The following is a 24795-nucleotide window of genomic DNA, read 5'->3' as shown; positions in this document are numbered from 1 at the left end:
AATCGATCTGCATTTAACGAGATTGATTTACATCAAAAGCAGGTTCGAGTCTGGTATCGAGAGTTGGAGTTGATATCGATGGTACGATCTCATACTTGCTCAAAGCTTGACGAGTAGCTGCGATACTACATGCCAGGGCGATCCGCTCCTGTTGGAGAATTCCGACGACTCGATCTGGATGCGTACTATCAATAACTGGTAATTGATGCAAACCTCTGGCATTCATGCGATCGAGTGCTTCGGTAATCGGTTCGTTAATATCGGCATAAAAAAGGTTTTTGCTGCAAATACTACCTACCGTGTTAGTAAATAATCGACGGGTTTGAAGAGCTGCTTCGGCTTGGGAAATTGCCCGACTCAGATCGTGCAAGGTGATGATACCTAATAACTCCTCACGATCGTCAATCACCAACGCACTGTGACAATTATTTTGGGTCAATTTTAACCCAGCCGCGAGAATATCTAAATTATTGGACAACCGGAGATAATTTGTATCCATCGCATCACGGACGTGTAGATTTCGTAAAATAGCTAGATCTCGGTCTGGTTGAACGCTCAGAGCTAATTTATCTAACTTATCGGGTGATTTTGATTTAGGGTTCATCCGTTCGATCGCCCAAATACTCAAACCGACACATGCCATAACTGGTAGGACAATTCGGTAGTCGCGTGTCAGCTCAAACATCAATAGAATTGCCGTCAATGGTGCTCTCGCACTACTTGCGAGTACCGCAGCCATTCCGACCATTGCATAGGCTGGTGGGGCGGCAATTTGGCTGCTGAGAGCGGGAAATAATAACACCAAAGATTTACCATAAATCGCCCCCATCGTCGCGCCTAAAAACATTGAAGGTGCAAATAGACCACCAACTAAACCACTCCCTAAACTTACCGCCGTCATCAGCATTTTGACGATCAAAATCGAGATGAGCAGGAACACCGAAAATTGGACATCCTGCAACATCGCCTCAATCGTTTCGTAGCCAATTCCGGTTACTTGAGGAAATTTCAAAGCCACAATCCCAACAATCGCGCCACCAAGGACGGGAGTCAAACAACGGGGGACTTTGCCCAACCAAGCTAAGGAACTCACCTTACCCTGGAAAGCTTCCCGCGAAAAATCTACAGTTTGAGTGTAGGCAAAGGATACGACACTCGCTAATCCACCTAATAATAAATATAGTGGTAACTCTAATAAACTTTTTACTTCATATACAGGTAACGCAAATGCAGGTTTAGCACCCAAACCAATCTGGGCAACCAGCGATGCAACGACCGCAGCCAATACCACCACACTCACCGCAGAAGTCGCGAAAGTAGTGCCCAATACCAACTCTAACGCGAAAAATACCCCCGCGATCGGCGCATTAAATCCGGCCGCAATCCCCGCCGCCGCACCCGCACCTAGTAATAACCGTTGACGTTCCTGAGACGCATGTAACGCCTGTCCCAAAAACATCCCCAAATTTGCCCCAATTTCCACACTCGGCCCCTCAGGTCCCAATGACGCACCAGTGCCCAGGGATACCGCTGCTGCCACCATCTTCACCAATCCCCGCCACGGCGTAATTTTTTGACCCGCTTGGGTCGCCGCAATCATCGAATTCATATTCGGTCCAAAATCTCGCCAGTACCAGCGCATGATGCCAATAATGGCACCACCAAGCACTGGTACTAGTGCAAATAGCCAAGTCCCCTGAATATGGAGTAACCCCTTGATGTCATCGACAATCAGATTATGAGAGGAACTGTTAAAGAAGTCGATCAGATAGTGAAATAAAACTACTCCCAATCCTGCTGCGCCGCCAATCAAGACAGACAACAGCATGACTACTAGACCAGGAGAGGGATCGATGCGATTGAGTTTACTAGTCAGGCGTGAGAGCAACGGTGCCATTGGGGACACTGACATTGGCGGAATTACGGTCATGGATAACGCCAGAACTATGAGAGGGTGATTAAATTTTGTTAATTAAATTGTAATATTTATTTGGATCGATTGGTGGTTAATTGTGGAAATTAGGCGAAAGGAGGGGGGACAGAAGAGCTGATTCACCCCCTAAAACACTATGAAGAGGCACAAAACGATCGGAATCCAAATACTGTCGATCGTCAGCAAAATGATAATATTTGTTATCTGTCGATCGAGATCGTTCCAATGTTTACAATAATTAGAGTGTATGAAGTTGTATGTTCTAGGGAGGACATAAGCAATAATGATAGACCATAATATTTCGCTCGATCTCGATCCCGAACAAGTTGAAAATTACAACCGTCAAGGGCTAAAAAAACATTCGGTAGGCGATCTAGAAGGTGCAATTGCTGAATACAATCGAGCGATCGAGCTGAATCCCGACTATCCTAAAGTTTATAATAATCGCGGCTTGGCAAAAGGACAATTAGGGGATTTTGCAGGAGCAATGGCTGACTATAATCGGGCTATTAATCTCGATAATAATTATGCTAAGGCTTACTACAATCGGGGTCGAGTGAGAATGGCAACTGGTAAAATTGCATCAGCGATCGCTGATTATAGTTGGGCGATTAAACACGTACCCAATTATGCAAAAGCTTACTACCGTCGGGGTTTAGCTAAGCTAGGGTCAGATAAAAAACAAGAGGCAACGATCGATTTCGATCGAGCGATCGAACTCAATCCCAATTATGCTCAAGCATATTATCAAAGAGGCAATACTAAAAATTATTTAGGCGATAATGCTGCGGCTGTTGCTGACTATAGTCGGGCAATTGAAATCGCACCCGAACATATCAAATCTATTTATAATCGAGGTCATATCAAATGTGAAATGGGCGATAATGTTGGGGCGATCTCCGACTACGATCTGGCAATCGAGATCGATTGCAATTATGCCAAAGCTTATTACAATCGTGCTCTCAACAAAACTGTGTTGAAAGATCGAGAAGGGGCAATTGCTGATTTCGATCGGGCGGCTAATTTGTTCTATGAACAGGGAGATCTAGATAGTTATCAAAAAGCGATTCAAAAACAAGAACAAGAACAAGAATATAATATTCGGGGTAAATCTGCCGAAAAATAATTGCACTTGATAATAGTATGAACTGAATCGCGCATATCTTAATCGCAATATTTAACTAAATTCGATCTGTCCTAACTCAGTCTAGCAGTGCATTCGAGGATCAGGCGTTGATTTTCGATCGCGTGTGGCTGGATATCGAGAGCAGAGCGAAAAGCGCGAATTGCGGCTGAATAATTACCCAATGCCGCATGACACAACCCTAAGCCATGAAGAGCACCAAAATGGACTGGATTGAGGTTGAGTACCATCTCACAATCAGCAATTGCTCGATCGTAGTTTTTAGTCACAAATAGTAGAATTGCCCGCCTATTCCAGGCTTCCGCAAAATCTGGCAAAGCATCAACTAGATCGTCTAAAATTAAAGTGGCACCTGCGACATTACCTTCATCTCTCAATCTTTCGCTCTCCTCAATCTGTTCAAGCGCAATCTTGCCCTTTTGCCAGAACCAGATTCGCCAAATTTGACTAGTCGCACGTTCCCTAATATTTAGATCGTTACTTTTTAAATCCAAAAGTAATTTATCAATTAAATTTTGATTCATAACATTTATTAGTAACTATTTAGCCTGAAAAGTAGACATTTTCTATTTTGAGAATTTTTAGACAAAATAAATTTTAATTTACCACAATAGCTAGAATATTGACAGGAGTTAAGTTCAATTTACCTAGAACTTTATCGATCGTACTTTATAATTTATCACCCAAACACTTTCAATTTATCTTGAACGATCGAGATTGTCGCCGATCAATGCACCTTAGTATAATAGAGAGAAGCATCGCTATACAATATCCTGCACTAAACAATTTATAATTCATATGGCTACTTACCCAGGTATTTCCAGCGAAGCCTTCAAACATCCACTCGATCTTCAAGCAGAACAGGCTCTTCGGAGCGTTCCAGGTTTTAATCTAGTGGCGAGTAAATTTGTCGAGTTTATTTACGAGCGTCCCCAACTAGTATACCTAATGGGTAATAGTATTCAAGCAGGCCCTCGGCAATATGCAACAATCTATGGCATGTTTCGGGAATGCGTTCGCGATCTAGATATCTATCCCGAACCGTCATTATTTATCAGCCAAAATCCCCAAGTAAATAGTTATGCGATGGGACAAGAGTATCCATATATTGTCGTTAATACTGGTTTACTGAATCTTCTGAATGAAGATGAAATTAAAACTGTTTTAGCTCATGAACTAGGACATCTAAAATGCGGACATACTATCTTAATTCAAATGGCAATGTGGGTGATGGATGCGGCTTCTGTCATTGGGAAAATGACCTTTGGACTGGGTAATATGATTAGCAATGGATTGATAGTTGCATTCTATGAATGGCGACGTAAAGCCGAATTATCAGCAGATCGAGCTGCACTTCTAGTCATGGAAAATCCCCGCACGGTGATGACAACCATGATGAAAATTGCAGGCGGAAGCGACAAGTTTTTGAATGAATGTAGTCTCGAAGAATTTATCAAGCAATCGGAAAGTTATCGAAATTTAGATGAAGATGGTCTAAATCAAATCTATAAAGCTTTAATGTATATAGGTGTGAATGGGATGCTCAGTCATCCTTTTCCTGTCGAACGAATTCATTATCTCCAAGAATGGACAAACTCGATCGAGTATCAAGATATTCGCCAGGGCAACTATCAACGAGTCACCGTCGAAACCACGAATACAGATCATACCACAAGCGAATCCAAACGCCTACAGCGAGAGATTGACAAACTCCAACAGGAAATCGAACGACGCAAATCCCAGGATCGTTAGAGAAGTTGGTTGTAATTGAATACCATTGATGGTGTTCACTGTTCCTGTCAATATTGTTCTGTGCCCTTTTTCTCACGCTTCGGTCGCTGATGCTACTCATTTTTATGTATTGCGGCAAGATATGAGATTACCAACCCCAGCTACCAGGACTGCCTTTAAATGGCCCAACAATATTTGAGGTAATCCAACCACCGTAGAACTCGCCTGGTTGCGGTGTCACCAGTTCTTTATCCACATAACAAACATCCATCGATTGCGCATAGAAGGCTAAATAGCCCGCGATCGGCTCAAATTTCGCAGTCGGTGTCGGATAAGCCCAAGCAACATTTTCTGCGCGTTTATCCCCAACTATGACGTGGTAATAAAGCGCATTTCCCTTCCACTCACAGAACGATCCTCGCGTAGTCGCCTGCACATACTGCATCCGAATATCTGCGGGTGGCAAGTAATAGACAGGCGGATGACTGGTTTCGAGGACGCGATAACCAGCGGTTGTCTCAGCGATAGTTTCGCCATTGAAGACGATCTGGATGTGTTTATCGACTTGCTCTAAGCGTGGGGGACGAGGATAGTCCCAGACTGATTCTTGCCCTGGTTGTGGTGGAATACGTTGAGGCGGCATATGAGGAGGGGAGGTGTGGGGGACAAATTTGGTGGAAAAACTAGAAAACTAAACGGAAAGTCAGCAATGCTAAATTAATCGAGTTTGGATAGTAGAGACCGAAATATTGGATCGTCTGAACTGACTCTAATACAACGACACCAATGTACCAAATCTAGGTTGAATTTGTGCGCGAGTTGTTGAAGTAGATCGATCGATTCGTTATTCGGTGGTACATTGCAATCCTGACCGATCGCAATCACTTGCACTTTTCCTTTTGATGCTAACCCATATATTGAAAAATCGTCATTTAATGTAAGGAAATAACCATCATTAATTGGTGACTGCGAACCATCATAAGTTATACCTACAGATTTAGTAGGTACTTTTAGCATATTAGCTAGATAGGTTAAGGCAATATTACTGGCGATCGGTATTTCTGGTTTCTTGCGGATGTGTATTTCTCGCCAACCAACTCCATCAGTGGCATTTTCATGAATGCGTTTAATTTTGCCGATCTCTTTATCAACCTTGTCAGCGAGTTGATTGGAAATTAATTCAAATTGCCGCCAATCATCTTCAGCAATCGTTAATTCACTACCTGAAAGTGTTCGATTATTCACATCTGGAATCACAGCACAAATCGACGGCAGACTGTACAGAATATCATGGGGATTCACCTGCTCGACACGACGAATCCACAAGATTAGGTGCTTGGATTTTGTGTATTGGGCGCGAGTTTTTGGTCGAGCATTGAGGACATTCCAATCTACGCCGCTGAGGTTAATGATTGTATCTCGTTCAAAGGAATCCGGTAGATTGTTAGCAGGTATTTGGGTGAAACCGAGCGATTCATCCGTAAGATCGTCAATAAATGTGACTTCGATATTGAGACTGAATGATGTCATGATTTGGTAAGTAGTGTGAGGACAGAATGAATACAGAACCAGAGTCTCAGAAGAAGTTGACAAGTTTTGGCTATGGATTTTTAGGCATTCTGATTTTTAGTCTCACTTTACCAGCAACGCGAATCGCCATCTCAGGATTCGATCCGGTTTTCGTTGGTTTGGGTCGAGCGTTGGCGTAGCCTCTCGGAACGAGAATCGTCGCCGCAGGGCTATCATTAATTCTACTGGTTATTACCCGTCAAACCATTCCCCCTCTCAGGTTTTTGCCTAACTTTGCGATTGTTACTGCTGGCGTTGTCATCGGGTTTCCGCTATTGTCAGCAGTTGCGATGAAAGATGCCGCAGCTTCGCATGGAGCAGTGATTACGGGACTATTGCCGCTCTCAACGGCTCTGTGTGGCGCGTGGCGGGCTGGCGAAAGACCCTCGCGAGGGTTTTGGCTCTTTGCCTGTTTAGGGAGCGCGTTGGTTGTTATGTTCGCGCTGGTGACGGGTGGCGGTTCGATCCGGTGGGCAGATCTAGCGTTATTGGGAGCGGTTGGATCTGCTGCTTTAGGCTATGCAGAGGGCGCAGTTTTAGCTCAGACATTTGGCTCGTGGCAAGTTATCTGTTGGTCGTTGATTTTATCAATACCCGCACTGTTGCCGATCGTTTTGCAACATTTACCAGCTAATTTTGCAGCGGTTCCACTCAGTGCGATGCTGGCTTTTCTGTATGTTAGTATTTTTAGTATGTTTCTGGGTTTCTTCGCCTGGTATCGCGGTTTATCCTTGGGTGGGATTGCCCGAATCGGACAACTTCAACTAATTCAGCCATTTATGACCATATTTGCATCAGTTGTCTTGTTGGGCGAGCATTTATCGATCGAAACTATCGGTTTTGCCGCAGCAGTAATTACCTGTGTGATGTTAGGGAAACGCACTCAAGTCGGAACTAAGTCATAATTGGATCGATTTGAAGGAGGATAATTTCAGAGAGCGAGTATCATAATTTACTCACGATCGATAAGTTTGGGAATTGTCGATCGTAAATTTCAGATCGCCAATCCAGTCAATTCTCGATTAAATGACACCACCAAAACGTTCTCCCTGCGCTGTTGCTTGTACCTTAGACCTTATTGGCGATCGCTGGACGCTGTTGATAATTCGGGATATGATGTTTTTTAATAAGCAGCGGTTTGAAGAATTTCTGGAATCCCCAGAAGGGATCTCAACCAACATTTTAGCGAATCGGCTCAAATTACTAGAGGAATTAGGATTGGTAGAAAAGCAGCCTTATAGCAACCATTCGCGGCGGATGAATTATCAGTTGACGGCAGAAGGTCAAAGTCTGCGTCCAGTTTTAAAAGTAATGGCGGCTTGGGGTTTGAAGCACCTCGAAGGAACACGGCTACCTTTGTCACAAACTGGTGAAAGCAATCGATCGAACTAAATCTGAGTAATTAATTCGGACCATCGGATTGAGTGAGGCTAATACTTGTTGACCATAAATGCGACGATCGATCCGATTATCGAAGATGGCAACTATTCCTTGAGACGAACGCATGGGGGCGATCGCCCTATGTAAGATTCTCAAGCCAGTTGGTAATAAATAAAGTCGAAACCAGTCCTGTCTTTGCTGTTTGTAAAAACCGACCTTTGCAGCAACTAATGGATCTTCAAGCGAGGGAATCGGTAAGGTAGCGATAATCATTAGTTCTGGTGTGGGTAAATTGTCTTGTTGTTGTCGCCAAAATTCCCAGCCAGAGACGAGAATATTTGCCTCATTCAGGTCTGTTTGTTCGACTTGGACTCTAGTTCCCCATTCGGCAGCGAGAATAGCGGCTAATTGAGCTTGGAGCGGGGTATCCTGAATCAGAATAACTACGAATTTTGGACTGCTATTGGTGAGATATAATAAATGTTTAATCTCATCAACTAATACTACTTGAAATTTGCTGGTATTTGGCATTGGCATCCAACGGGGAATATAGAGTTTAAGCGAGTCTTTTTGAAGATCGAGTGGAAATTTAATTGAAGTTACTTCACTCAATCCTAGTTCTTGCCGATAACCGATCGCTTTAGCAGTTAGATCTACCGCACTGGTAATCAAGATCGATGGTTGACGTTCCCAAATTGGGGCAAGTTCGGCGACTAGATCCGTTGGTGTAATAGCGAGCGTAAATGTGCCGCGAGTGCGATCGATCTGCGCCCAAACTAAGCGATCGATGTGAGATAATTCTCGATCGAAGTTCTGCCAATTTGGTGGTACTCTAAAAATGAGTAGTTGTTTAAGCGATTCGATGAGCGATCGGTCGGCATCATCTAATAAGTAGCAATTGTAGGGATTGAGCGGACGTTGCCATAAAGCTGCCATCAACTGGATTTTAAGCTCGACAATTTGCTCCCAGATCGCTGATGGTTGACTCAATCGCAAACTATCCCAATCTTCAGCATTCAGCCTTATTGTTAATAATGCTTGCGCGCAATTTTCCAGGTCATCCGCACCATCGAGAATAACCGGATTGCTTGGTAATAATTCTGACCGATCTAATTGGAGCTGCAGCCAAGATTGAGGATCGATTATCCACAGTCCATTAAAATCTGATACTGGTGGTGTATCTCCACCGTAAACCTGCTTCGATGTCCCCAACCATTGCTGAAGTTGAGGTAGTTCCGCCGTAATTAACCGATCCTGAAAAGCTGACGGAATGGCGATAGTTACAGATTCATGCCACAACAACGCGGGAATTAGATAACTGAGGCGATATTTACCTTCCAATCGATGGGTAGCGATTCCAGTTTGAATTAGCGATGATTTGGACAACCGGAATGCGCGTGCGACTAATCGAGCCATCGTCAGATGATGATTCCAATTAACAATCCCAGGCTGATGTCGCAACAGATCGCGGAGAATATTATGAGTTGTAACTTCGATCGACATGAGGTGACTGAGGGATGTAAGAGATTAGGGGAGTAAGGGAGTAGAGCTGTTGGAGAGTGGGGGAGTGGATGTGTGAGGGTGTGGGGATGTGGGAGACTGATTTGTATTTTAGTTCCCTTTTACCCCTGACCTTTTACCTTTTACTCTTGCCCCGAAATTAATTGCCATCAATGCACATCCAACGATACGATAGGGATGCCGGTCTTAAATTTTCATTAAAAAATCGGCATTATTAATTTCTATGGACGTTATGGACTACAGTCCATCTGCCAATATAAACAACCTTCTTTAAAATCTGACGAGCTAGTCTCCCAGAAAGAGGAGGCTAGGAGGTTTTATGCTGACTCGAGAAGGTTCGATCGAATTATCCGAAATTACTGACTTAAATCAACTCAAGTCAGAACTTAACGATATACCTGCGGTAGATGTTGGCGATTATATTAGCGAACTGCCTGGAGAACGTCGGGCAATCGCTTTTCGGCTACTGTATAAAGACCGTGCCATCAATGTTTTTGAATATCTTCCCACCGAGATTCAAGAGCAGTTAATCGAAGCCCTTCATGATACTCAAGTTTGTCAGATTATCGAGGCCATGCGTCCTGACGATCGGGTGGCATTATTTGACGAGCTACCCGCAGGCGTTGTCAAACGATTATTACCCCAACTCAGTCCCGAAGAACGCGCTGCTACTGCTACGATTATCGGCTATCCCGACGGTACTGCAGGACGGGTGATGACAACAGAATACGTGCGGCTGCGGCAAGGTTTGACAGTCGGTGAAGCTTTGGCGAAAATGAAACAAAGCGATCGGGATAAGGAAACAGTCTACTATGCCTACATCACTGACGATAGTCGTAAGCTACAGCAAGTAGTCTCGCTACGGCAATTAGTATTCACGCTTCCCGATACGCCGATTCAAGATATTGCCAGCGATCGAGTAATCAAAGTTTATACCGAAACGCCCCAAGAAGATGTCGCCAGACAAATGCAACGCTATGACTTGATTGCCGTACCCGTGGTCGATCGCGAAGATCGATTAGTTGGTATCATCACGATCGATGATGTCGTCGATATTTTACAAGAAGAAGCCACCGAAGACATCCAAAAACTGGCTGGGGTTGCGGGTGAAGACTCATCTCTATCCCCATCTTGGACTAAAGTCAAAAATCGCTTACCCTGGCTATTGGGAATTATGGCACTATCGATCGGCACATCCCAAGCGATCGCCCCTTTCTCCGCAACCATCGCCAAAATCCCCGTCCTGGCGGTAATTATGCCCCTATTTTCTAATGTGGGTGGATCTGTCGGTACTCAAACTCTCACCGTCACCATTCGCTCTCTCGGTATCGGAGAAGTCACGCCCAAAGATACACTCAAAATTCTCGGCAAAGAGGTCTTAGCGGGACTAGGAACAGCCGTTGGGCTGGGTTTGTCTATGACCCTCATTGCCCTAATTTGGACGCTGCCTAACGAACGCTGGGTGGCACTGGTGGCAGGTACGGTGATGGCAACCAATACCACGATCGCTGTTACGATGGGAACACTAGTCCCGATGGGGTTCAAACGGCTCAATTTAGATCCAGCTCTTATCAGTGCGCCACTGGTAACGACATTATTAGATATGGTTGGATTTTTCGTATTTCTCTCTCTAATTACGATCGGTAGTAATGTCTTGCATCTGTAAGATAGAAATAGTATGATTCAGCTTCTTTCATGTACAATTAGAAGTATTCAATTATCTCTGCAAAACTGTAGATTGAGGGTTCGGCGCACTCCAAGCTATCTTATCTGGCTCGACAAATTTAAGTCGATCGGCTCGGTTGTTCAAACAGGAATTTTAACCTCGTCCAAATAAATCTCCAATCCCTAAATACCTAACTATGATTTTAGATGAATCAATGCAGAATGCGATCGCTGGCGGATTGGCTGTTGTTATCCTGCTCGGTGCGATGTTAATGATGTTTAGTAATATTTGGACTACTAAAAAGTAATCAAGAACTCAACGATAATACTCGACCTCGATTCGTTTTCAAGGATTTAAGAATGTTATTCTTGCAAATTAACTTTCGATTGCTGAGTATTACTATACTCACTGTAGTAACTATCTTGACGTAGCGCAGGTTTCGTGTGCGGGGGAATTGTGCCGATTGATTCCAGATCGCGGAGGATATAATTGAGCTGATTGGCGATCGAGCTAATCGAAACTGACGATTTACTATCGGTCTCACGGGTAGCTTGCAAAAAATGTAACCGCATTTGCCAGGTAGTATGGCTAGGATGCTTATTGAGGTACTCCAATACCATTTGGCTGTTAATCATGATTTACTCCTAAAAATCTCTGTCACAGTTATTATCTCCCGATCGTCAACAATTGTGTAGATATCTTAATAATTCCGTCGCTATTCTAATAATTTAGCCGATAGCCCACTTTCCGTACAGTCTCGATTGGATCTGGATGTCCGAGCTTTTTTCGCAGTGAAAGAACATGACTGTCTACAGTACGAGGATTGTCAACAGCAATATCCCAAGCGCGTTTGAGTAGCTCGCTGCGATGAACTGGGCGACCATTTGCTTGAGCCAAGACATAGAGTAAACTAAACTCCTGCGGGCTGAGATCGATAGATCTATCTCTCAGATAAATACATCGACGCACCAAATCGATCCGTAAATCTCCATGAGTCATATCTGTCGGAATTGTCGTTATCGTGCGATTGCGCCGAAGCAAAGCTGCTACCCGTGCCAAAAACTCAGGCATCCCAAATGGTTTCTTGAGATAGTCATCAACTCCAGCCTGAAGTGCGGTAACAAGATCGATTTCCCGAATTCGTGCTGATAGCATCAAGATTAAGGAATTGCCTTGGGGATATAACCATTGACAAAATTCGATCCCTTCTCCGTCGGGTAAATCTGAATCTACAATTGCTAGTGTTGGCAACTCTTGCGTGCAAGATTGATGAGCCTGTGCCAGGGTTGAAGATTGTTGCACCTGATACCCAGCCTGCTGAAGATGCCAAGCTAAGAGCGATCGTAAGTTGTGATTGCCTTCGACAATGTGAATTCGCACACTTTATTCGGGAGATAATTTTCGATTTTCACTCAATTAGGAACGAGTATTTTCCACACCTCAGTTTGGCTGTATTTAGAGTAAGATATATTTATGTCAAGTCAAGTAATTTCGATACATCTTATTTAGTACGTCGAGGGATTTCGCCATGCTGCAAACTATAGAAACGATCGGCTACTATCAAAAAGTTACTGATGCCTTAGTCGAAATGTGGCATCGAGGATATCGCTTTGACGATTTGCGTTTGTATCTAGATGGATACTTAGCCGCATTACGCAGTACAAACGTTTTAGAATCTTATCAGATCAATAGACTTGAAGAAGAAGTGATGCGTTACATTTACGATCCTTCCAATTTTGAGCTACTCGAACTTCAAAGGGAACCAGATTATCATTAAATTGGTGAATAGTGAATAGTGGAGATAGAAAGTGCATGAGCAAGAAATGGGGAAATCCTATCCAAACGAACATGCTATGCACTTTCCACTACAAGATCGACTTAACTATCCACTATCCACTAACTCAACTTGCTAAAGCAACTTCAACCATTTGTTGTAGCTCACCTTTTTGATAGAGTTCAGTCATCACATCAGAACCGCCAATAAATTCACCGTTGATATATACTTGGGGAATTGTTGGCCAGTTAGAATATTCTTTGACACCTTGGCGAATATCTTGATCGGCCAAAACATCTACGGTCTCATAAGGTACACCCAGAATATTTAAAATTTGGACGACTTGGTTAGAAAATCCACATTGGGGCATCATTTTATTGCCCTTCATGAAGACCATAATTTTATTTTCTTTAATTAGAGTATCGATTTGTGCTGCTGCTGAAGTAGTCATAAGAAGAGGGTAGGGGGTAGAGGATCGAGAGTAGGGCAAAGTCCCTTAATTAGCCGCTTGCCATGTTTCGGGGGTATACGTCTTCAGGGCGAGGGCGTGGATTGCGCCACTAGCCATCGGTTCGCGTACGGCGGCATATACTAACTGATGTTGTTGAATCAGAGATTTGCCTTCAAATTGGGCGGAGACTACCACTGCTTGATAGTGATCGCCACCACCTGTCAAATCAGTAATTTGGACGATCGATTCTGGGATACCCGCTTCGATTGTGGCTTTAACTTGACTGGGAGTAATCGCGCTCATGCGGTTTAGGTGTTAGGAGTTAGATGTTCGTAACGATCGAGAGGTTATGCCAATTCAGCGAGTTGTACCCAGCGAAATTCGCGATCTCCACCTAGTTCGATGATGACTTTGACTCGGGGATCGATCTTTGGTAACTCGGCTAAATAGGCTAATTCTTGACTAGATAATACCTGTCCATCAATCAACCACAATACCAAACCTTTGGATGTTGGTCGTAATCGATCGAGATAAGTATCGAGAATGGGGGGGATATAGTAGGTGCGAATTTCTTTTTTGCCAACGTGAGCGGGACGGACTCCATGTACTCCAGTGAGATAGGCACTCAGATCGCCTAAACCTCTGGCAGATAGGCGCATACTCTCATATCCAGTAGCACGGAGTCGTCGCTGATATCGACCCTCATAGCCACCTTCAAGCGGGGCATACACCCCCAATGCTCCAGTTCGTTCTAGATCGCGGATAAATGGCTTACCAGTCGTAATTAGGGGCACAGTCTCGACATCCTTATTAACAAGTTATTTAGCAATGCAATCGGCAATCGGGTGTTGTAAGTTTCTTGCTACTCACCTGAACGGCAATCTCGGTTCGCTGGTTTGAGTGGATCGAATATGATGATGGGTAGTTGACTCCCTTTCTAATTATGCCACGGGTCGGGGGATGAGGAACTAAATTTAGCCGAGGATATTCACGCCATCATACACAAGGGAGAGTAATTCGCCTCGCGTGCTAAATTCGATCGTCGATGGTTTGGGGGTGAGAATAGCGATTTTTTCAAATGCCCAGCAGCAACCACAGGATTTTGCTAAATTGATGAGGAGCTGGATTTGGGGAATATTAAGGCCAATTTGATGAAAATAGTCGAAATAACTCAAGTACGCAACTCGATAATCTTGCATCGCAGTGGGCAGAGATAGTGGATCGAGCTGGGGATAAATCTTTTTAATTTCTGAGATCAGCACTTGATTTAAGAAGTCTCCGAGTGGATCGAAAGCAATAGTTTGCTGTTCGTCAATAATTTGGGCGCGAGGATTAGCATAGGCTTTGACAACATCAATAAATTGTGGATCGATTTGACCCTCGATTTCTCGATTACAACTATTCCAGATTCGCGCCAAAATTTCGCTGCCGACATCTACTAAATCTTGACGATCGATCGGAATTTTCATCGCATTCAGCGGATTTTCCGTCCACAGAATGTGTGGTTGTTCCAATCCAGCGTAATGATAACAAGCGTTAATTGCCGTTTCTGCAAGATCGCGCTCGGTCGTGCTGTCTGCGAGAATATCTGCCCACTTCGTTCTATGTTCGGGGATAAAATCTATTTCTGACTTAATTAATTTCCGGCGTTCTATTGACACTTTCGCTAAGTATTGGGATAAAGATTCATCTGTCGATCGTTTGGCCATTGTATGGATAGATGATGACATATTAAATTTTCGACTATAATGTAGTTGAATAGAATTAAGCTGAGATCGAGCAAATCAAATAAAATATCAAATATTTGTTCGATCAATGCTGATACATTAGAATTTTGGAGAATTAGATACTTAGTTTGCTTGGTTAGACCCACTCAAGATATTTACACCATTATAAAAAATACCAATAATTTTTCCGCGCCGATCAATTTTGATTTTTGAAGGTTTAGGAGTGAGAATTGCCAGCTTTTCAAACGTCCAACACCAACCACCAGATTTAGCTAAATCGATAACTGGTTTGATGCGGGGAATATTCAGACCGATTCGCAGGAAATAGTCGAAATAGCCGAGATCGCCAATCTGGTAATCTTGGAGCGGGGGCGGAATTTTCCGTTCGGTCAGATCGTAGTAGAGATTGTTGACTTGACTCATAACTAGCTCATTCAATCTGTTGGCAATCGGTGCGATTTGACGAGTGCCGATCGGCGTGTCGATCGGCTGTTGGGGATTTAGATGGGATAGTATATACGCCGCAGATTCAGGGCAGATCGATCTCTGAATTGCTAATTCACTTTGCCAAATCTCCTGAATAATCAGCCCCGATATATCATCCAGATCTGGACGATTAATTAAAATTTTGATGACGTTCAGGGGATGGTCTGCCCAAATAATATTCGGTATATTTAGATTAGCATATTGATAGCAGTCTTTGACACTACTTTCTGCTTTAGCTCGATCGGTAACTGTACTTCCCAAGATGTTCTGCCAATCAGCTTGAACTCGATCGATCGAGTCGAGTTCAATCTCGGTTAATTGACGTTTTTTAACAAAAAGATTGTTAAAATATTTATGAAAATATCCGCTAGTATTAGTCTTGGCTTGAGCCTTGAGGAATAACATATACAATAGGGAAGTCGATACCTGAATTTTAGCTATAAATTGACTCGATCGTCATGGTCAATTTGGCTGATTCCGATTAGTAAATATCTAGTTGAGAATGGAAATTTTAAATTACAATAAAAATACGTTGCGCCGTCAACTGTTGCAACAGAGAGCCGCGTTGTCAATGGAACTCTGGCGAAGTCACAGCGATCTCCTTTGTCATCATCTCTCAACCTGTCCCGAATTTATCAGCGCGCGGACGATTCTCGCCTATCAAAGCTGTCGCCAAGAGCCGAATCTCGATTATTTATTTACCCATACTAACAAGCAATGGGGATTACCTCGATGTGTTGGCAAAAATCTGGTGTGGCACTGCTGGCAGCCTTCTGAACCGATGTTAATTGGGGCTTATGGCATTTTAGAACCTTCACCGGAATTACCGCCGATCGAGCCAGATAACGTCGATCTGATGTTAGTGCCAGCAGTGGCGATCGATCGATCGGGTTATCGCTTGGGCTATGGGGGTGGTTATTACGACAGGTTGCGCGCAGATCCATTGTGGCGAAAGATGCTGACGATCGGAATCGTTTTTGATTTTGCCTATGTAGAAACGCTCCCGATCGAAGCTTGGGATTTGCCGATAGATAATGTTTGTACGGAACTGGGCGTAACGAAAAGTACTTTTATTTACGCCGCCGAATAATAGTAGTTCTGTCAGAGCGATGTTCTAAGTAGTAAAATGGGAACGGGAAGCAAAATGTCACCGTCATGAATCAAATAATGCCGATCAGTTTTTAAGATCGCCAATCACTGCTAACTATTATGAATATACTAATTCCAGCTTTTTTAAGTATTGCGACAATTGCCCTAGTTCAACCTGCTGCTAATGCTGCTAACTCCACTGCAGAGAAGTTTTTATCGGCTGGAGTTAGTAAGTATAATAGCGGAAACATGCAGGGTGCTTTGGCTGATTATAATCGGGCAATTCAAATCGATCCCAACTATGCTTTAGCGCATGTAAATCGTGGAGTTGTGCGTTCGGCTTTGGGGGATCGGAAAGGTGCGCTAGCTGATTTTGATCGAGCGATTTTCCTCAATCCTAATTACGCGCAAGCCTACAACAATCGCGGTGCGGCGAAATATGAGTTGGGTGATAAACACGGTGCAATTAATGACTACGATCGAGCAATCGGGCTGAATTCAAAGTTTGCTGAAGCCTTGTACAATCGTGGTGCCACCAAATATGAGTTGAGCGATAAACGCGGCGCACTTTCTGATTTTAATCGAGCAATTGCTCTCAATCCAAATTATGGAGCTGCTTACTACAGTCGCGGGGTAGTTCGATCTGATTTAGGTGATAAACAGGGCGCAATTGATGACTATAGTCGGGCGATCGCGATCGATCCAAACAATGCAGGGGCGTATTATAATCGGGGCGCAATTGAGTCTGAATTAGGCGATCGCCAAGCAGCGGCATCTGATTATAACCAAGCTGTTTTACTCAACCCTCAATATGCAGATAAAGATTATAGTCAGACTTCAATTACTTACTACAGCCCAATAATATTTAGTCCTTATTATATTGGCGGTTACTATCGTCGAGGTATAGTTATTTATTATAGTCAAGGGATCTACTTCGGGTCTGGACATGGTGGATCTTATCATCACCGACCCCAGGTCATTAATACCTATAATAACTATAACAGTCCGGTCATTCAAGTTAATCCCCGCCACCATCGTAATGATGGACAACAGCGCACGGTGATTATTAACAATAGTTCGACATTTGAATCAACAAGTGGATCGAATAGTTCCAAAAATAATCGACCTAATCGCGACTCGTTTAAACCAATGCTACGCGATCGACAAGTGGTTAATACCAATTCTATCATTCAACAAACGAGTCCCAAAAATATTAGAACCGAACAACGCGATCGACAAGTAATTAATACTAATTCGATTCAACAAACTAATCCCCGCTACGAGCGTTCCGAACAACGAGAAAGACAAGTAACTAATACTAATTCAATTATTCAACAAGTTGTTCCTCGACACGAACGACCAGAACGACCAGAACGACAAGTAGTTAATACTAATTCGATTATTCAACCAGCAATGCCCCGCCACGAACGACCAGAAAGACAAGTAGTTAATACTAATTCGATTATTCAACGAGCAATGCCCCGACACGAACGACCAGAACGACCAGAACGACCAGAACGGCGCGAACGCTAAAAATAAGCTACAACAATCCAAACTCAATAGATCGGGGTCATCTCATTCACTTTCAACTAATTTAACTACCCAGTAAATAACTCACAAGCAATATATATAGATGTAAACCGAACGGATTCTAACAACTTTGCCCAACCCCAATCATCAATCTGTTCGACACATTCTCGATACAGATCCGCCTCTACTGGAATTAAAGCTGTCAACATCTCAATGGCTACTTGACTCAATATTTCTGCGATCGCATTAGCCCCAACTAAGTCGCCATCTTTGACTAACCTAGTCTTTTTGCCAACTACTTGACAAGCTTCCCTAATCGCCTGTGCAGCCGCTTGTTTCTCCGTAATGTTGTTACTAGACAACTGGGGAAAATAACGCTCGATCGAGTCCCATTCCGGTCGGAGATTGCGAATTAATAACTCCACTGTATGTAGATATATACCAAGATCGATAATCAGATCAGTAGCTTTTGCTTGTCTAGCGAGAAATAATCCTCCAGCTAATACTAACTGAGGCGAAGTATTGTTAAATGCATCACCGATTTTCCCCCATTTTTGATATAAATCTGTTGTACTTAATTGTCGATAATTAGGATTTATTTGCAACGATAGACTGACTGGAAAATAACTAGCAATCAGATCTATATTTAGCTGCTCGGTGAGGATTTGAGCACGAGTTAAGTTGTACTGAGTAGAAATATTGACTTTTTCGAGTGTCAATCGATCGAGAATTTTTTCACCATAAGTATGCTGTTCGATCCCGATACTCACATCTGTTAATTGTTTTTCCTCAACAGCGATTCGTCGATACAATTCGCCAAATCGATCTCCACCCTGTGTCAGGGTAATTAGCGGGATCGAATAGTTGTGTCTATCATCATCTGGTAGCGGAAATTCATCGCCCCACATCGTAAATAATAGCGGCGGACTCCAATACTCATTTTGCAATTCTCTCGCGATCGATTTAATTGCAATCGGACACCACGCGCTTTCACCCAAATGGCTTTCTACCTGCTGAATCTCGACATCCCAACAATAAGCCAACAGCTCATCAGCTACGCCAAAAGGATAAGGTAATCCCGCCATCTGGCCGATTTTGGTATTGACATCGATATATAAATCTCGTTTGGGTAAAGCTTTCTTCATTCCCCGATCTTGAATGGCAATGCGATCGAGTAATTCTTTCCGCGCCTGTGATTTGAAGAACCACAGCGGATATAATGAAGCAATTGCTGTCGTAACAATTTGGATGTATCGATCGCTATCGAGATAAATAATTCGTTGAATCAAAGATTCTCGATCTGCTCCCATCATCTTCGTTTTTGGCGGTTGAATTCCCATCCAAAAATCTTTAATTTCTACCAAACTTGTTCGACTACTAAAATGCTCCCAACCACCATTAAGAGCAACTAATTGGAGTGCATATTCGCCCCACTGTTCGAGATAGCGATCGTACTTACTATCCTTCTTGCCCCGTCTGGCTTCAGGTTCGAGCGTTTTATGTCGATCGATCGCCAAATCCAAAAGTTTATTCAGTCGTTGTAACAAGTTATTTGGTGCGTCCAAACCATAGAAACTCCGACACTGATAAATAGAATTGAGCGGACTTTCCCCCTTTTCTACAGACTTTCCACAAAACCAGATCTCCCAGGCTTTCTTACTAATTCCCACCACTGGTTCCCGATCTATTTCACCTGTCGGTTTGACAAACAAGTTAGTCAATTGTAAATCGGTAACTAACTGCTTGACAGGATAACGATGCTTAGTTCCCCCCAGTTCTCTCAATTGTGCCAATACCACCATCCATCGCAGGTGATCTGCCAATAATTTCGGCACTTGCATCGATTGGCTTTGTTTATTAATTATAGTCATGAGAGAGTTGGGAATTAGAATTTAGGATTTAGGATTTAATAATATATAAGTATTGGTGCAAGATTTGAGCTTACATATTTTTGTCTACGGTACGCTAAAGCCTGGAGCAACTAATTTCGATCGCTATTGTGGCACTAAAATCATTACTAGCCACCGTGCGTACATTGGTGGAAAGTTATATCATTTTCCTTCATTAGGCTATCCAGGGGCAATTCACGGGTTCGGACAAGTACATGGATTCGTTTTCTCCTTTGACGACAGGTCAATATTACTGGAGTTAGACGAACTCGAAGACTACGATCCTCAACGACAGCCAGCAGAGAATGATTATACTCGCGAATTAGTCACCACATATACACTCAATGGAAATTTCCACCGCTCCACTTGGGCTTATTTTATGAACCCCCAACATGTTCGACAATTCGGTGGTGTCTTGCTTCCTGATGGCTGGTGGGTCAGTTAGCCAAGACCCTAGCCGCTCGACTAATCTGTCAGGTACACTAGAGGAGGACAGGACTGTATTAGGAGTAAATATGATTCAACGTCGTTCGCATTCTCACTTTGACTCGATCCAGATTGCTTATCGAGCCGAGGAACTGATTGGCGCAGCTTCTAATCGCTATAAAATTACCGTTCAAGTAGCCAACCGTGCGAAAAAACGCCACCGCTATGAATGTGATAATATCGACGATCCCTCGATCAAACCTGTAATGCGTGCCATTATCGAGATGTCTGACGAACTGACTCAACCAGAAATTTTGGGAGATTAGACAATCTAAAAGCGAAGTTGGCGTAAATCCCCCAAACCCTCTGGTTAAAGGGGCTAAGATTCGGAATCAAAATCCCCCTTAACAAGGGGACTTCATGCAAATTCTATGCAAAAAATCCTGAAATCCGGTAATGGGTGGAGAATTGGCTGGAATCCAGAAGCTGAGTACCAAGGATTAGTTGGTAGCGACGATTGGGCATTTGAATTGACGACTACCGAACTAGCAGATTTTTGTCGGTTGCTGGGACAATTAGTAGATAATATGCGATCGATCCAATCGGAATTGATGGATGAAGAAAGTATTGCCTGTGAAGCCGAAAGCGATCTGGTGTGGATGCAGGTAGCCGGAATACCTAGCAAGTATAGCTTACGATTAATTTTGAGTACCGGACGTGGTTGCGAGGGTAATTGGGCTGCTGAAGCAGTTCCCAATTTAGTTAATGCTGTTGACACTCTGAAGTTTTTTTGATATTAATACTTCATTGACCTACAGCCAGGAGTCGATTCATGTCCGAAGTTAATGGTGTGATGATGCAATACTTCCATTGGTATCTACCCCCAGATGGTAGCCTCTGGAATCAACTCACGCGGGATGCTCGGGAGTTAGCTGCGGCTGGATTTACAGCTCTGTGGTTGCCACCTGCTTATAAAGGTAGTAATGGTGGCTATGATGTGGGCTATGCTGTCTACGATTTATTCGATTTAGGGGAATTCGATCAGAAGAAGTCGGTTCCGACTAAATATGGTACCAAAGATGAATACGTTCGCGCGATCGATAGTGCCCATACTGCGGGTATCCAAATCTATGGAGACATCGTTTTAAATCACCGTCTAGGTGCAGATGCACAAGAAGAATTTGAAGCTACTCCCCTCGATCCTAATAATAGATTTCAACCGATCGATAATTATCAAAAAATTGAAGGTTGGACGAATTTTACCTTTCCTGGACGTAAGGGTAAATATTCCACGATGGAATGGCACTGGTGGCACTTTGATGCTATCGATTATAATGTCTACAATCAACAGCAGAAGGCTGTCTATCTAATTAGAGATAAAACATTCGATCGCAATGTCGATATTGAAAAAGGTAATTTCGACTACCTCATGGGCTGCGATCTCGACATGGATCATCCCGAAGTATTGGGCGAGCTAAAATACTGGGGTGAATGGTATCTCGATACGACAAAAATCGATGGTTTGCGCCTAGATGCTGTCAAACATATCGAAGCCAGATTCTTTTATGATTGGCTCAAAAATCTGAATAACTATGCGAAAAAAGATCTATTTACCGTCGGTGAATATTGGTCCTATGAAATCGAGGCACTTGAATATTTTATCAAAGAAACCGAAGGTAAAATTCATCTTGTCGATGCACCTTTACACAACAACTTTCATGTCGCCAGTCGTCAGGGTCAAAGCTACGATCTGCGTCAGATCTTCGATGGTACTCTAGTTCAACATCAACCCACACTAGCTGTTACCTTCGTCGAAAATCATGATTCCCAACCACTCCAATCTCTCGAATCAGTAGTCGAAAACTGGTTTAAACCCCTCGCATATGCCCTAATCTTACTGCGCGAAGCGGGTTATCCCTGCGTATTTTACGGCGATTACTATGGAGCAACTTATCGCGATCGAGGCAAAGATGGCAATGACTATGATATCGTTCTTCAGTCCCATCGTACCATCATCGATCGACTCCTCCAGGCTCGCCGCGACTATGCTTATGGGATTCAGCATGATTATTTCGACCATCCAAATACGGTAGGCTGGACGCGACTGGGTACTAAGGATCATCCCAAAACTATGGCTGTCCTCATGGGTAATGGTGATGCTGGGACAAAATGGATGGATGTTAGCAAACCAAATACCACCTACATCGACATCACCACCGCTGTTAGCACCCCCGTTCTGACTAATGCCGATGGTTGGGGCAATTTTTCCTGCCAAGGCGGTTCTGTCTCCATCTGGGTGCCGGAGTAATCGATAATTAATAATTACCTATTCAGACAGAAAGAGGCGCAACTTGGTTGAAAATTGCATAGGCATTTTCAATTCCAGGTACGATTTCAACGATCTCAAAATACGTTCCCCAAAATGGTGTTTCTCGCAGCTTTTCAACCAAGCATTGATACTCTTTCACCTGCGCTGTTTCCCACATCAGCACATCTGTAAACCGCCCTGAAAAAGCTTCAGAATCGAAGAACCTCATTTTCACGGCTGGATGTTTTGCAAGAATCGGTTTAATCGTCTTCTCTAGAAATTCAAATCTTTGCTTGGTGGGAATTTGCAGCCAAGTTGTTGTTGTCTTGACTAGCATAAAATAGACATAATTTAATTCTGTTGCTGTTGTCATATACCCTCTAGATTATTTAATTGCTTTCGATCGAGCTGTACTTTGACATTTGACATGACCGATCGCATATATCCAGCCCACAAAAATTTATTGACGATCCACAGAATGGGAACTGCAAACAAAGATTTCGGTGTAAATGTATAATTCCAGCAAATCAGTGTACGATTGTCAGTTCGGGATAAGGAAAATTGATTTGCTCTGCTCAAGCACCGCCCTGAACTATAAGTTCGGGCTAATAGCTCAAGTTCTCTTCAGAGAACTACCAAATTAATTAGTTCGTTGAAACGAACTTTTGCTATTAGCCCCAAATTCATTTGAGGGCGGTGCGAAAACGAAGCTAGTAGTCATCGATTACCGATGGTACGCTACGCGAACGGAAATCCTTATCCCGAACTCACGTTAATTTAGAACCGAAATAAAGATTCTGCTTTAGCTGGATCTCTTGCTAGCAATGTAACTGAATACCCAAGATCGATCGAGCAATCTATTGCCGCTTTGCCTGTCCCTCGCATACCACCAATTAGTATTTTATTTGGTATTAGTTAATAGTTTCTGTTTTAGGGGTTTCCCCTCAATTAAATGACTCTCAACGATCGCTGGAATATCTGCGCTAGTTAGATGACCGTATAAATGACGATTGGGAAATAATATTTTTCTAAGTTTGCGCTGGATTTTATCAGGCAGCCATGCAAAATTTTGCCAATGAGCGCGATAAACAGCTACCACTGTCCCAGCTTCACACCGATCCAAACAGCCTGATTGCCGGATTTCGACTCGATTTGCTAACTGTTGATGTTCGATCTCATTGCGGAAAGCTTGATAGATTTCCACTCCTCCACAATTGAAGCAACAGTTTTCTGGACGATCGAGATCGCCACGCTGTCTCGTACAAACAAACACACGATATTTGGGTTGGTTCATGATATCTTCAGGAAGTTTCAGTGAATTAAATCGGCGATTAATCCTATAATATGAGTAAATACTCATATTGCCAACTCGCTTTCTATTCAGGTATTTTGATGCCCAACAAACCCGCCACAACCCCGCGTAAACTACCAAAACAAGAACGTTCGCGAATTACCGTCGAAGCGATTCTCGAAGCAACTACTCACATTTTGGTAGAAGAAGGCTACCAAAATGCAAATACCAACCGGATTGCCAATCGAGCAGGGATTAGTATTGGCTCGCTATATCAGTACTTCCCTAATAAAGAATCCCTAATGACTGCATTAATCGAGCAACACTCGAATGAAATGGTGGAATTAGTGGAGACGAAACTAAATCATTTGTTTGACTCACAGCTAGAAATTGTTATTCCCGAACTAGTGACAGCACTAGTCGCAGCTCATGCAATTCATCCGCGATTGCATCAGGTATTGAGCGAAGAAATCCCCCGTTCTGGACGATCTCCGCAAATGCAAAAGGCTTACGATCGCATTACCGAACTTTTAGGTGCATATCTCAACCGATGGCGCGATCGCATTCATCCGCAAAATATCGATCTGACAGTGTTTATTTTGAGTCGAACTGTTGACTCTTTATGCCATGCAGCAGTCATTGAGTATCCTAACTTTGTCCGCAATAGTCAGTTTGAACGAGAAGTCTCCAATCTCTTACTTGCTTACCTGACTAACCTGAGTTCGGAATCGGGATCTCCCTGCGGTCATTCCTAGCTCCGCTCTACTGAAGTGGACTAAAGATCTGCCAGTCCACTGAAGTGGACTTGAGCTAGTAGCCCGCACTTCAGTCGCGGGCGGGTAATGAACGTAGCAAACAGCCTTAACCCGAACTCACGTTA

General features: G+C 43.3%; 29 protein-coding genes. 14 read left to right on the top strand and 15 right to left on the bottom strand.

Annotated elements, in window-relative coordinates; translation table 11 throughout:
* Nucleotides 1-13 precede the first annotated feature (13 nt).
* On the bottom strand, nt 14-1912 hold the full coding sequence (locus RMO55_RS01385) for a chloride channel protein (RefSeq protein ID WP_310422357.1): 1899 nt from the start codon (nt 1910-1912) through the stop codon (nt 14-16).
* Between the two features lie 304 nt (nt 1913-2216).
* On the opposite strand from RMO55_RS01385, the gene RMO55_RS01380 reads away from it, so the two are divergent.
* Complete coding sequence (locus tag RMO55_RS01380) at nt 2217-3059, top strand: tetratricopeptide repeat protein (RefSeq protein WP_310422353.1); 843 nt, start codon at nt 2217-2219, stop codon at nt 3057-3059.
* Between the two features lie 71 nt (nt 3060-3130).
* Here the strand turns inward: RMO55_RS01380 and RMO55_RS01375 are convergent, their stop codons facing one another.
* Entirely contained in the window at nt 3131-3601 is a 471-nt protein-coding gene (locus RMO55_RS01375; RefSeq protein WP_310422350.1) for a tetratricopeptide repeat protein, read from the bottom strand.
* Nucleotides 3602-3875: 274 nt separating this feature from the next.
* Between RMO55_RS01375 and RMO55_RS01370 the strand changes: the two genes are divergently transcribed.
* Nucleotides 3876-4829, top strand: a complete 954-nt coding sequence (locus tag RMO55_RS01370; protein ID WP_310422347.1) for a M48 family metallopeptidase — start codon at nt 3876-3878, stop codon at nt 4827-4829.
* A gap of 127 nt (nt 4830-4956) precedes the next feature.
* Here RMO55_RS01370 and RMO55_RS01365 read toward each other — a convergent pair whose 3' ends face one another.
* Nucleotides 4957-5451 (bottom strand): DUF427 domain-containing protein, encoded by a 495-nt coding sequence (locus RMO55_RS01365; RefSeq protein WP_310422344.1) that lies wholly within the window; start codon nt 5449-5451, stop codon nt 4957-4959.
* 74 nt (nt 5452-5525) lie between these two features.
* Nucleotides 5526-6338 carry a hypothetical protein gene (locus RMO55_RS01360; RefSeq protein ID WP_310422342.1) on the bottom strand — a complete coding sequence of 271 codons (813 nt, stop codon included), beginning with the start codon at nt 6336-6338 and terminating at the stop codon, nt 5526-5528.
* 26 nt (nt 6339-6364) lie between these two features.
* Between RMO55_RS01360 and RMO55_RS01355 the strand changes: the two genes are divergently transcribed.
* The 3 genes from RMO55_RS01355 to RMO55_RS01345 all read left to right on the top strand — a co-directional run bounded on the left by RMO55_RS01355 (nt 6365) and on the right by RMO55_RS01345 (nt 7769).
* The gene (locus RMO55_RS01355) at nt 6365-6517 is read left to right on the top strand and encodes a hypothetical protein (protein WP_310422339.1); all 153 of its coding nucleotides are present in this window, start codon (nt 6365-6367) and stop codon (nt 6515-6517) included.
* A gap of 84 nt (nt 6518-6601) precedes the next feature.
* Nucleotides 6602-7282 carry a DMT family transporter gene (locus tag RMO55_RS01350; protein ID WP_310422336.1) on the top strand — a complete coding sequence of 227 codons (681 nt, stop codon included), beginning with the start codon at nt 6602-6604 and terminating at the stop codon, nt 7280-7282.
* Between the two features lie 121 nt (nt 7283-7403).
* Complete coding sequence (locus RMO55_RS01345) at nt 7404-7769, top strand: helix-turn-helix domain-containing protein (protein ID WP_310422334.1); 366 nt, start codon at nt 7404-7406, stop codon at nt 7767-7769.
* Here the strand turns inward: RMO55_RS01345 and RMO55_RS01340 are convergent.
* Nucleotides 7737-9260 (bottom strand): ATP-dependent DNA helicase, encoded by a 1524-nt coding sequence (locus RMO55_RS01340; protein ID WP_310422330.1) that lies wholly within the window; start codon nt 9258-9260, stop codon nt 7737-7739. The genes RMO55_RS01345 and RMO55_RS01340 overlap by 33 nt on opposite strands.
* A 337-nt stretch (nt 9261-9597) precedes the next feature.
* On the opposite strand from RMO55_RS01340, the gene mgtE reads away from it, so the two are divergent.
* Complete coding sequence (mgtE, locus tag RMO55_RS01335; RefSeq protein WP_310422328.1) at nt 9598-10944, top strand: magnesium transporter; 1347 nt, start codon at nt 9598-9600, stop codon at nt 10942-10944.
* A 362-nt stretch (nt 10945-11306) separates the two neighbouring features.
* Here mgtE and RMO55_RS01330 read toward each other — a convergent pair whose 3' ends face one another.
* Entirely contained in the window at nt 11307-11579 is a 273-nt protein-coding gene (locus tag RMO55_RS01330; protein ID WP_310422325.1) for a hypothetical protein, read from the bottom strand.
* Nucleotides 11580-11664: 85 nt separating this feature from the next.
* Complete coding sequence (locus tag RMO55_RS01325) at nt 11665-12324, bottom strand: response regulator transcription factor (protein ID WP_310422322.1); 660 nt, start codon at nt 12322-12324, stop codon at nt 11665-11667.
* Nucleotides 12325-12472: 148 nt separating this feature from the next.
* Here RMO55_RS01325 and RMO55_RS01320 point away from each other — a divergent pair, with 148 nt between their 5' ends.
* On the top strand, nt 12473-12721 hold the full coding sequence (locus RMO55_RS01320) for a DUF6761 family protein (protein WP_310422319.1): 249 nt from the start codon (nt 12473-12475) through the stop codon (nt 12719-12721).
* Nucleotides 12722-12845: 124 nt separating this feature from the next.
* On the opposite strand, the gene grxD is transcribed toward RMO55_RS01320, so the two are convergent.
* The 5 genes from grxD to RMO55_RS01295 all read right to left on the bottom strand — a co-directional run bounded on the left by grxD (nt 12846) and on the right by RMO55_RS01295 (nt 15787).
* The gene (gene grxD / locus RMO55_RS01315; RefSeq protein ID WP_310422316.1) at nt 12846-13169 is read right to left on the bottom strand and encodes a Grx4 family monothiol glutaredoxin; all 324 of its coding nucleotides are present in this window, start codon (nt 13167-13169) and stop codon (nt 12846-12848) included.
* Between the two features lie 45 nt (nt 13170-13214).
* Nucleotides 13215-13472, bottom strand: coding sequence for a BolA family transcriptional regulator (locus RMO55_RS01310; protein ID WP_310422313.1), 258 nt, complete (start codon nt 13470-13472; stop codon nt 13215-13217).
* 44 nt (nt 13473-13516) lie between these two features.
* Nucleotides 13517-13963 carry an NAD(P)H-quinone oxidoreductase subunit N gene (locus RMO55_RS01305; protein WP_310422310.1) on the bottom strand — a complete coding sequence of 149 codons (447 nt, stop codon included), beginning with the start codon at nt 13961-13963 and terminating at the stop codon, nt 13517-13519.
* 180 nt (nt 13964-14143) lie between these two features.
* The gene (locus RMO55_RS01300; protein WP_310422307.1) at nt 14144-14899 is read right to left on the bottom strand and encodes a hypothetical protein; all 756 of its coding nucleotides are present in this window, start codon (nt 14897-14899) and stop codon (nt 14144-14146) included.
* A 120-nt stretch (nt 14900-15019) separates the two neighbouring features.
* Nucleotides 15020-15787 (bottom strand): hypothetical protein, encoded by a 768-nt coding sequence (locus RMO55_RS01295; RefSeq protein ID WP_310422304.1) that lies wholly within the window; start codon nt 15785-15787, stop codon nt 15020-15022.
* Between the two features lie 97 nt (nt 15788-15884).
* Here RMO55_RS01295 and RMO55_RS01290 point away from each other — a divergent pair, with 97 nt between their 5' ends.
* Both RMO55_RS01290 and RMO55_RS01285 read left to right on the top strand, forming a co-directional pair.
* On the top strand, nt 15885-16472 hold the full coding sequence (locus tag RMO55_RS01290) for a 5-formyltetrahydrofolate cyclo-ligase (RefSeq protein WP_310422301.1): 588 nt from the start codon (nt 15885-15887) through the stop codon (nt 16470-16472).
* A gap of 119 nt (nt 16473-16591) precedes the next feature.
* On the top strand, nt 16592-18004 hold the full coding sequence (locus RMO55_RS01285; RefSeq protein ID WP_310422297.1) for a tetratricopeptide repeat protein: 1413 nt from the start codon (nt 16592-16594) through the stop codon (nt 18002-18004).
* 65 nt (nt 18005-18069) lie between these two features.
* Here the strand turns inward: RMO55_RS01285 and RMO55_RS01280 are convergent, their stop codons facing one another.
* The gene (locus RMO55_RS01280) at nt 18070-19872 is read right to left on the bottom strand and encodes a hypothetical protein (RefSeq protein ID WP_310422294.1); all 1803 of its coding nucleotides are present in this window, start codon (nt 19870-19872) and stop codon (nt 18070-18072) included.
* Between the two features lie 64 nt (nt 19873-19936).
* On the opposite strand from RMO55_RS01280, the gene RMO55_RS01275 reads away from it, so the two are divergent.
* The 4 genes from RMO55_RS01275 to RMO55_RS01260 all read left to right on the top strand — a co-directional run bounded on the left by RMO55_RS01275 (nt 19937) and on the right by RMO55_RS01260 (nt 22624).
* Nucleotides 19937-20335, top strand: coding sequence for a gamma-glutamylcyclotransferase (locus tag RMO55_RS01275; protein WP_310422291.1), 399 nt, complete (start codon nt 19937-19939; stop codon nt 20333-20335).
* A gap of 70 nt (nt 20336-20405) precedes the next feature.
* Nucleotides 20406-20642, top strand: coding sequence for a DNA-directed RNA polymerase subunit omega (locus RMO55_RS01270; protein ID WP_310422288.1), 237 nt, complete (start codon nt 20406-20408; stop codon nt 20640-20642).
* A 105-nt stretch (nt 20643-20747) separates the two neighbouring features.
* Entirely contained in the window at nt 20748-21110 is a 363-nt protein-coding gene (locus tag RMO55_RS01265) for a DUF1818 family protein (RefSeq protein ID WP_310422285.1), read from the top strand.
* Between the two features lie 38 nt (nt 21111-21148).
* Nucleotides 21149-22624: an alpha-amylase gene (locus RMO55_RS01260; protein WP_310422282.1), complete on the top strand. Its 1476-nt coding sequence runs from the start codon at nt 21149-21151 to the stop codon at nt 22622-22624.
* A gap of 22 nt (nt 22625-22646) precedes the next feature.
* Here the strand turns inward: RMO55_RS01260 and RMO55_RS01255 are convergent, their stop codons facing one another.
* Nucleotides 22647-22997 (bottom strand): darcynin family protein, encoded by a 351-nt coding sequence (locus tag RMO55_RS01255; RefSeq protein ID WP_310422279.1) that lies wholly within the window; start codon nt 22995-22997, stop codon nt 22647-22649.
* A gap of 528 nt (nt 22998-23525) precedes the next feature.
* Entirely contained in the window at nt 23526-23918 is a 393-nt protein-coding gene (locus RMO55_RS01250; protein ID WP_310422275.1) for a (2Fe-2S) ferredoxin domain-containing protein, read from the bottom strand.
* A gap of 50 nt (nt 23919-23968) precedes the next feature.
* Here RMO55_RS01250 and RMO55_RS01245 point away from each other — a divergent pair, with 50 nt between their 5' ends.
* Nucleotides 23969-24670, top strand: a complete 702-nt coding sequence (locus RMO55_RS01245; RefSeq protein WP_310422272.1) for a TetR/AcrR family transcriptional regulator — start codon at nt 23969-23971, stop codon at nt 24668-24670.
* Nucleotides 24671-24795 lie beyond the last annotated feature (125 nt).

The sequence above is a fragment of the Chamaesiphon sp. VAR_48_metabat_135_sub genome (assembly GCF_031418915.1).
Classification (GTDB): domain Bacteria; phylum Cyanobacteriota; class Cyanobacteriia; order Cyanobacteriales; family Chamaesiphonaceae; genus Chamaesiphon.
The sequence above is the reverse complement of the archived record's forward strand: the minus strand, read 5'-3'. Positions and strand labels throughout refer to the sequence as shown.

Coding starts and splice junctions, on each gene's coding strand:
- RMO55_RS01385 (WP_310422357.1), bottom strand. CDS start 1,912: ATGTCAGTGTCCCCAATGGCACCGTTGCTCTCACGCCTGACTAGTAAA.
- RMO55_RS01380 (WP_310422353.1), top strand. CDS start 2,217: ATGATAGACCATAATATTTCGCTCGATCTCGATCCCGAACAAGTTGAA.
- RMO55_RS01375 (WP_310422350.1), bottom strand. CDS start 3,601: ATGAATCAAAATTTAATTGATAAATTACTTTTGGATTTAAAAAGTAAC.
- RMO55_RS01370 (WP_310422347.1), top strand. CDS start 3,876: ATGGCTACTTACCCAGGTATTTCCAGCGAAGCCTTCAAACATCCACTC.
- RMO55_RS01365 (WP_310422344.1), bottom strand. CDS start 5,451: ATGCCGCCTCAACGTATTCCACCACAACCAGGGCAAGAATCAGTCTGG.
- RMO55_RS01360 (WP_310422342.1), bottom strand. CDS start 6,338: ATGACATCATTCAGTCTCAATATCGAAGTCACATTTATTGACGATCTT.
- RMO55_RS01355 (WP_310422339.1), top strand. CDS start 6,365: ATGAATACAGAACCAGAGTCTCAGAAGAAGTTGACAAGTTTTGGCTAT.
- RMO55_RS01345 (WP_310422334.1), top strand. CDS start 7,404: ATGACACCACCAAAACGTTCTCCCTGCGCTGTTGCTTGTACCTTAGAC.
- RMO55_RS01340 (WP_310422330.1), bottom strand. CDS start 9,260: ATGTCGATCGAAGTTACAACTCATAATATTCTCCGCGATCTGTTGCGA.
- mgtE (WP_310422328.1), top strand. CDS start 9,598: ATGCTGACTCGAGAAGGTTCGATCGAATTATCCGAAATTACTGACTTA.
- RMO55_RS01330 (WP_310422325.1), bottom strand. CDS start 11,579: ATGATTAACAGCCAAATGGTATTGGAGTACCTCAATAAGCATCCTAGC.
- RMO55_RS01320 (WP_310422319.1), top strand. CDS start 12,473: ATGCTGCAAACTATAGAAACGATCGGCTACTATCAAAAAGTTACTGAT.
- grxD (WP_310422316.1), bottom strand. CDS start 13,169: ATGACTACTTCAGCAGCAGCACAAATCGATACTCTAATTAAAGAAAAT.
- RMO55_RS01310 (WP_310422313.1), bottom strand. CDS start 13,472: ATGAGCGCGATTACTCCCAGTCAAGTTAAAGCCACAATCGAAGCGGGT.
- RMO55_RS01300 (WP_310422307.1), bottom strand. CDS start 14,899: ATGTCATCATCTATCCATACAATGGCCAAACGATCGACAGATGAATCT.
- RMO55_RS01295 (WP_310422304.1), bottom strand. CDS start 15,787: ATGTTATTCCTCAAGGCTCAAGCCAAGACTAATACTAGCGGATATTTT.
- RMO55_RS01290 (WP_310422301.1), top strand. CDS start 15,885: ATGGAAATTTTAAATTACAATAAAAATACGTTGCGCCGTCAACTGTTG.
- RMO55_RS01285 (WP_310422297.1), top strand. CDS start 16,592: ATGAATATACTAATTCCAGCTTTTTTAAGTATTGCGACAATTGCCCTA.
- RMO55_RS01280 (WP_310422294.1), bottom strand. CDS start 19,872: ATGACTATAATTAATAAACAAAGCCAATCGATGCAAGTGCCGAAATTA.
- RMO55_RS01270 (WP_310422288.1), top strand. CDS start 20,406: ATGATTCAACGTCGTTCGCATTCTCACTTTGACTCGATCCAGATTGCT.
- RMO55_RS01265 (WP_310422285.1), top strand. CDS start 20,748: ATGCAAAAAATCCTGAAATCCGGTAATGGGTGGAGAATTGGCTGGAAT.
- RMO55_RS01260 (WP_310422282.1), top strand. CDS start 21,149: ATGTCCGAAGTTAATGGTGTGATGATGCAATACTTCCATTGGTATCTA.
- RMO55_RS01255 (WP_310422279.1), bottom strand. CDS start 22,997: ATGACAACAGCAACAGAATTAAATTATGTCTATTTTATGCTAGTCAAG.
- RMO55_RS01250 (WP_310422275.1), bottom strand. CDS start 23,918: ATGAACCAACCCAAATATCGTGTGTTTGTTTGTACGAGACAGCGTGGC.
- RMO55_RS01245 (WP_310422272.1), top strand. CDS start 23,969: ATGAGTAAATACTCATATTGCCAACTCGCTTTCTATTCAGGTATTTTG.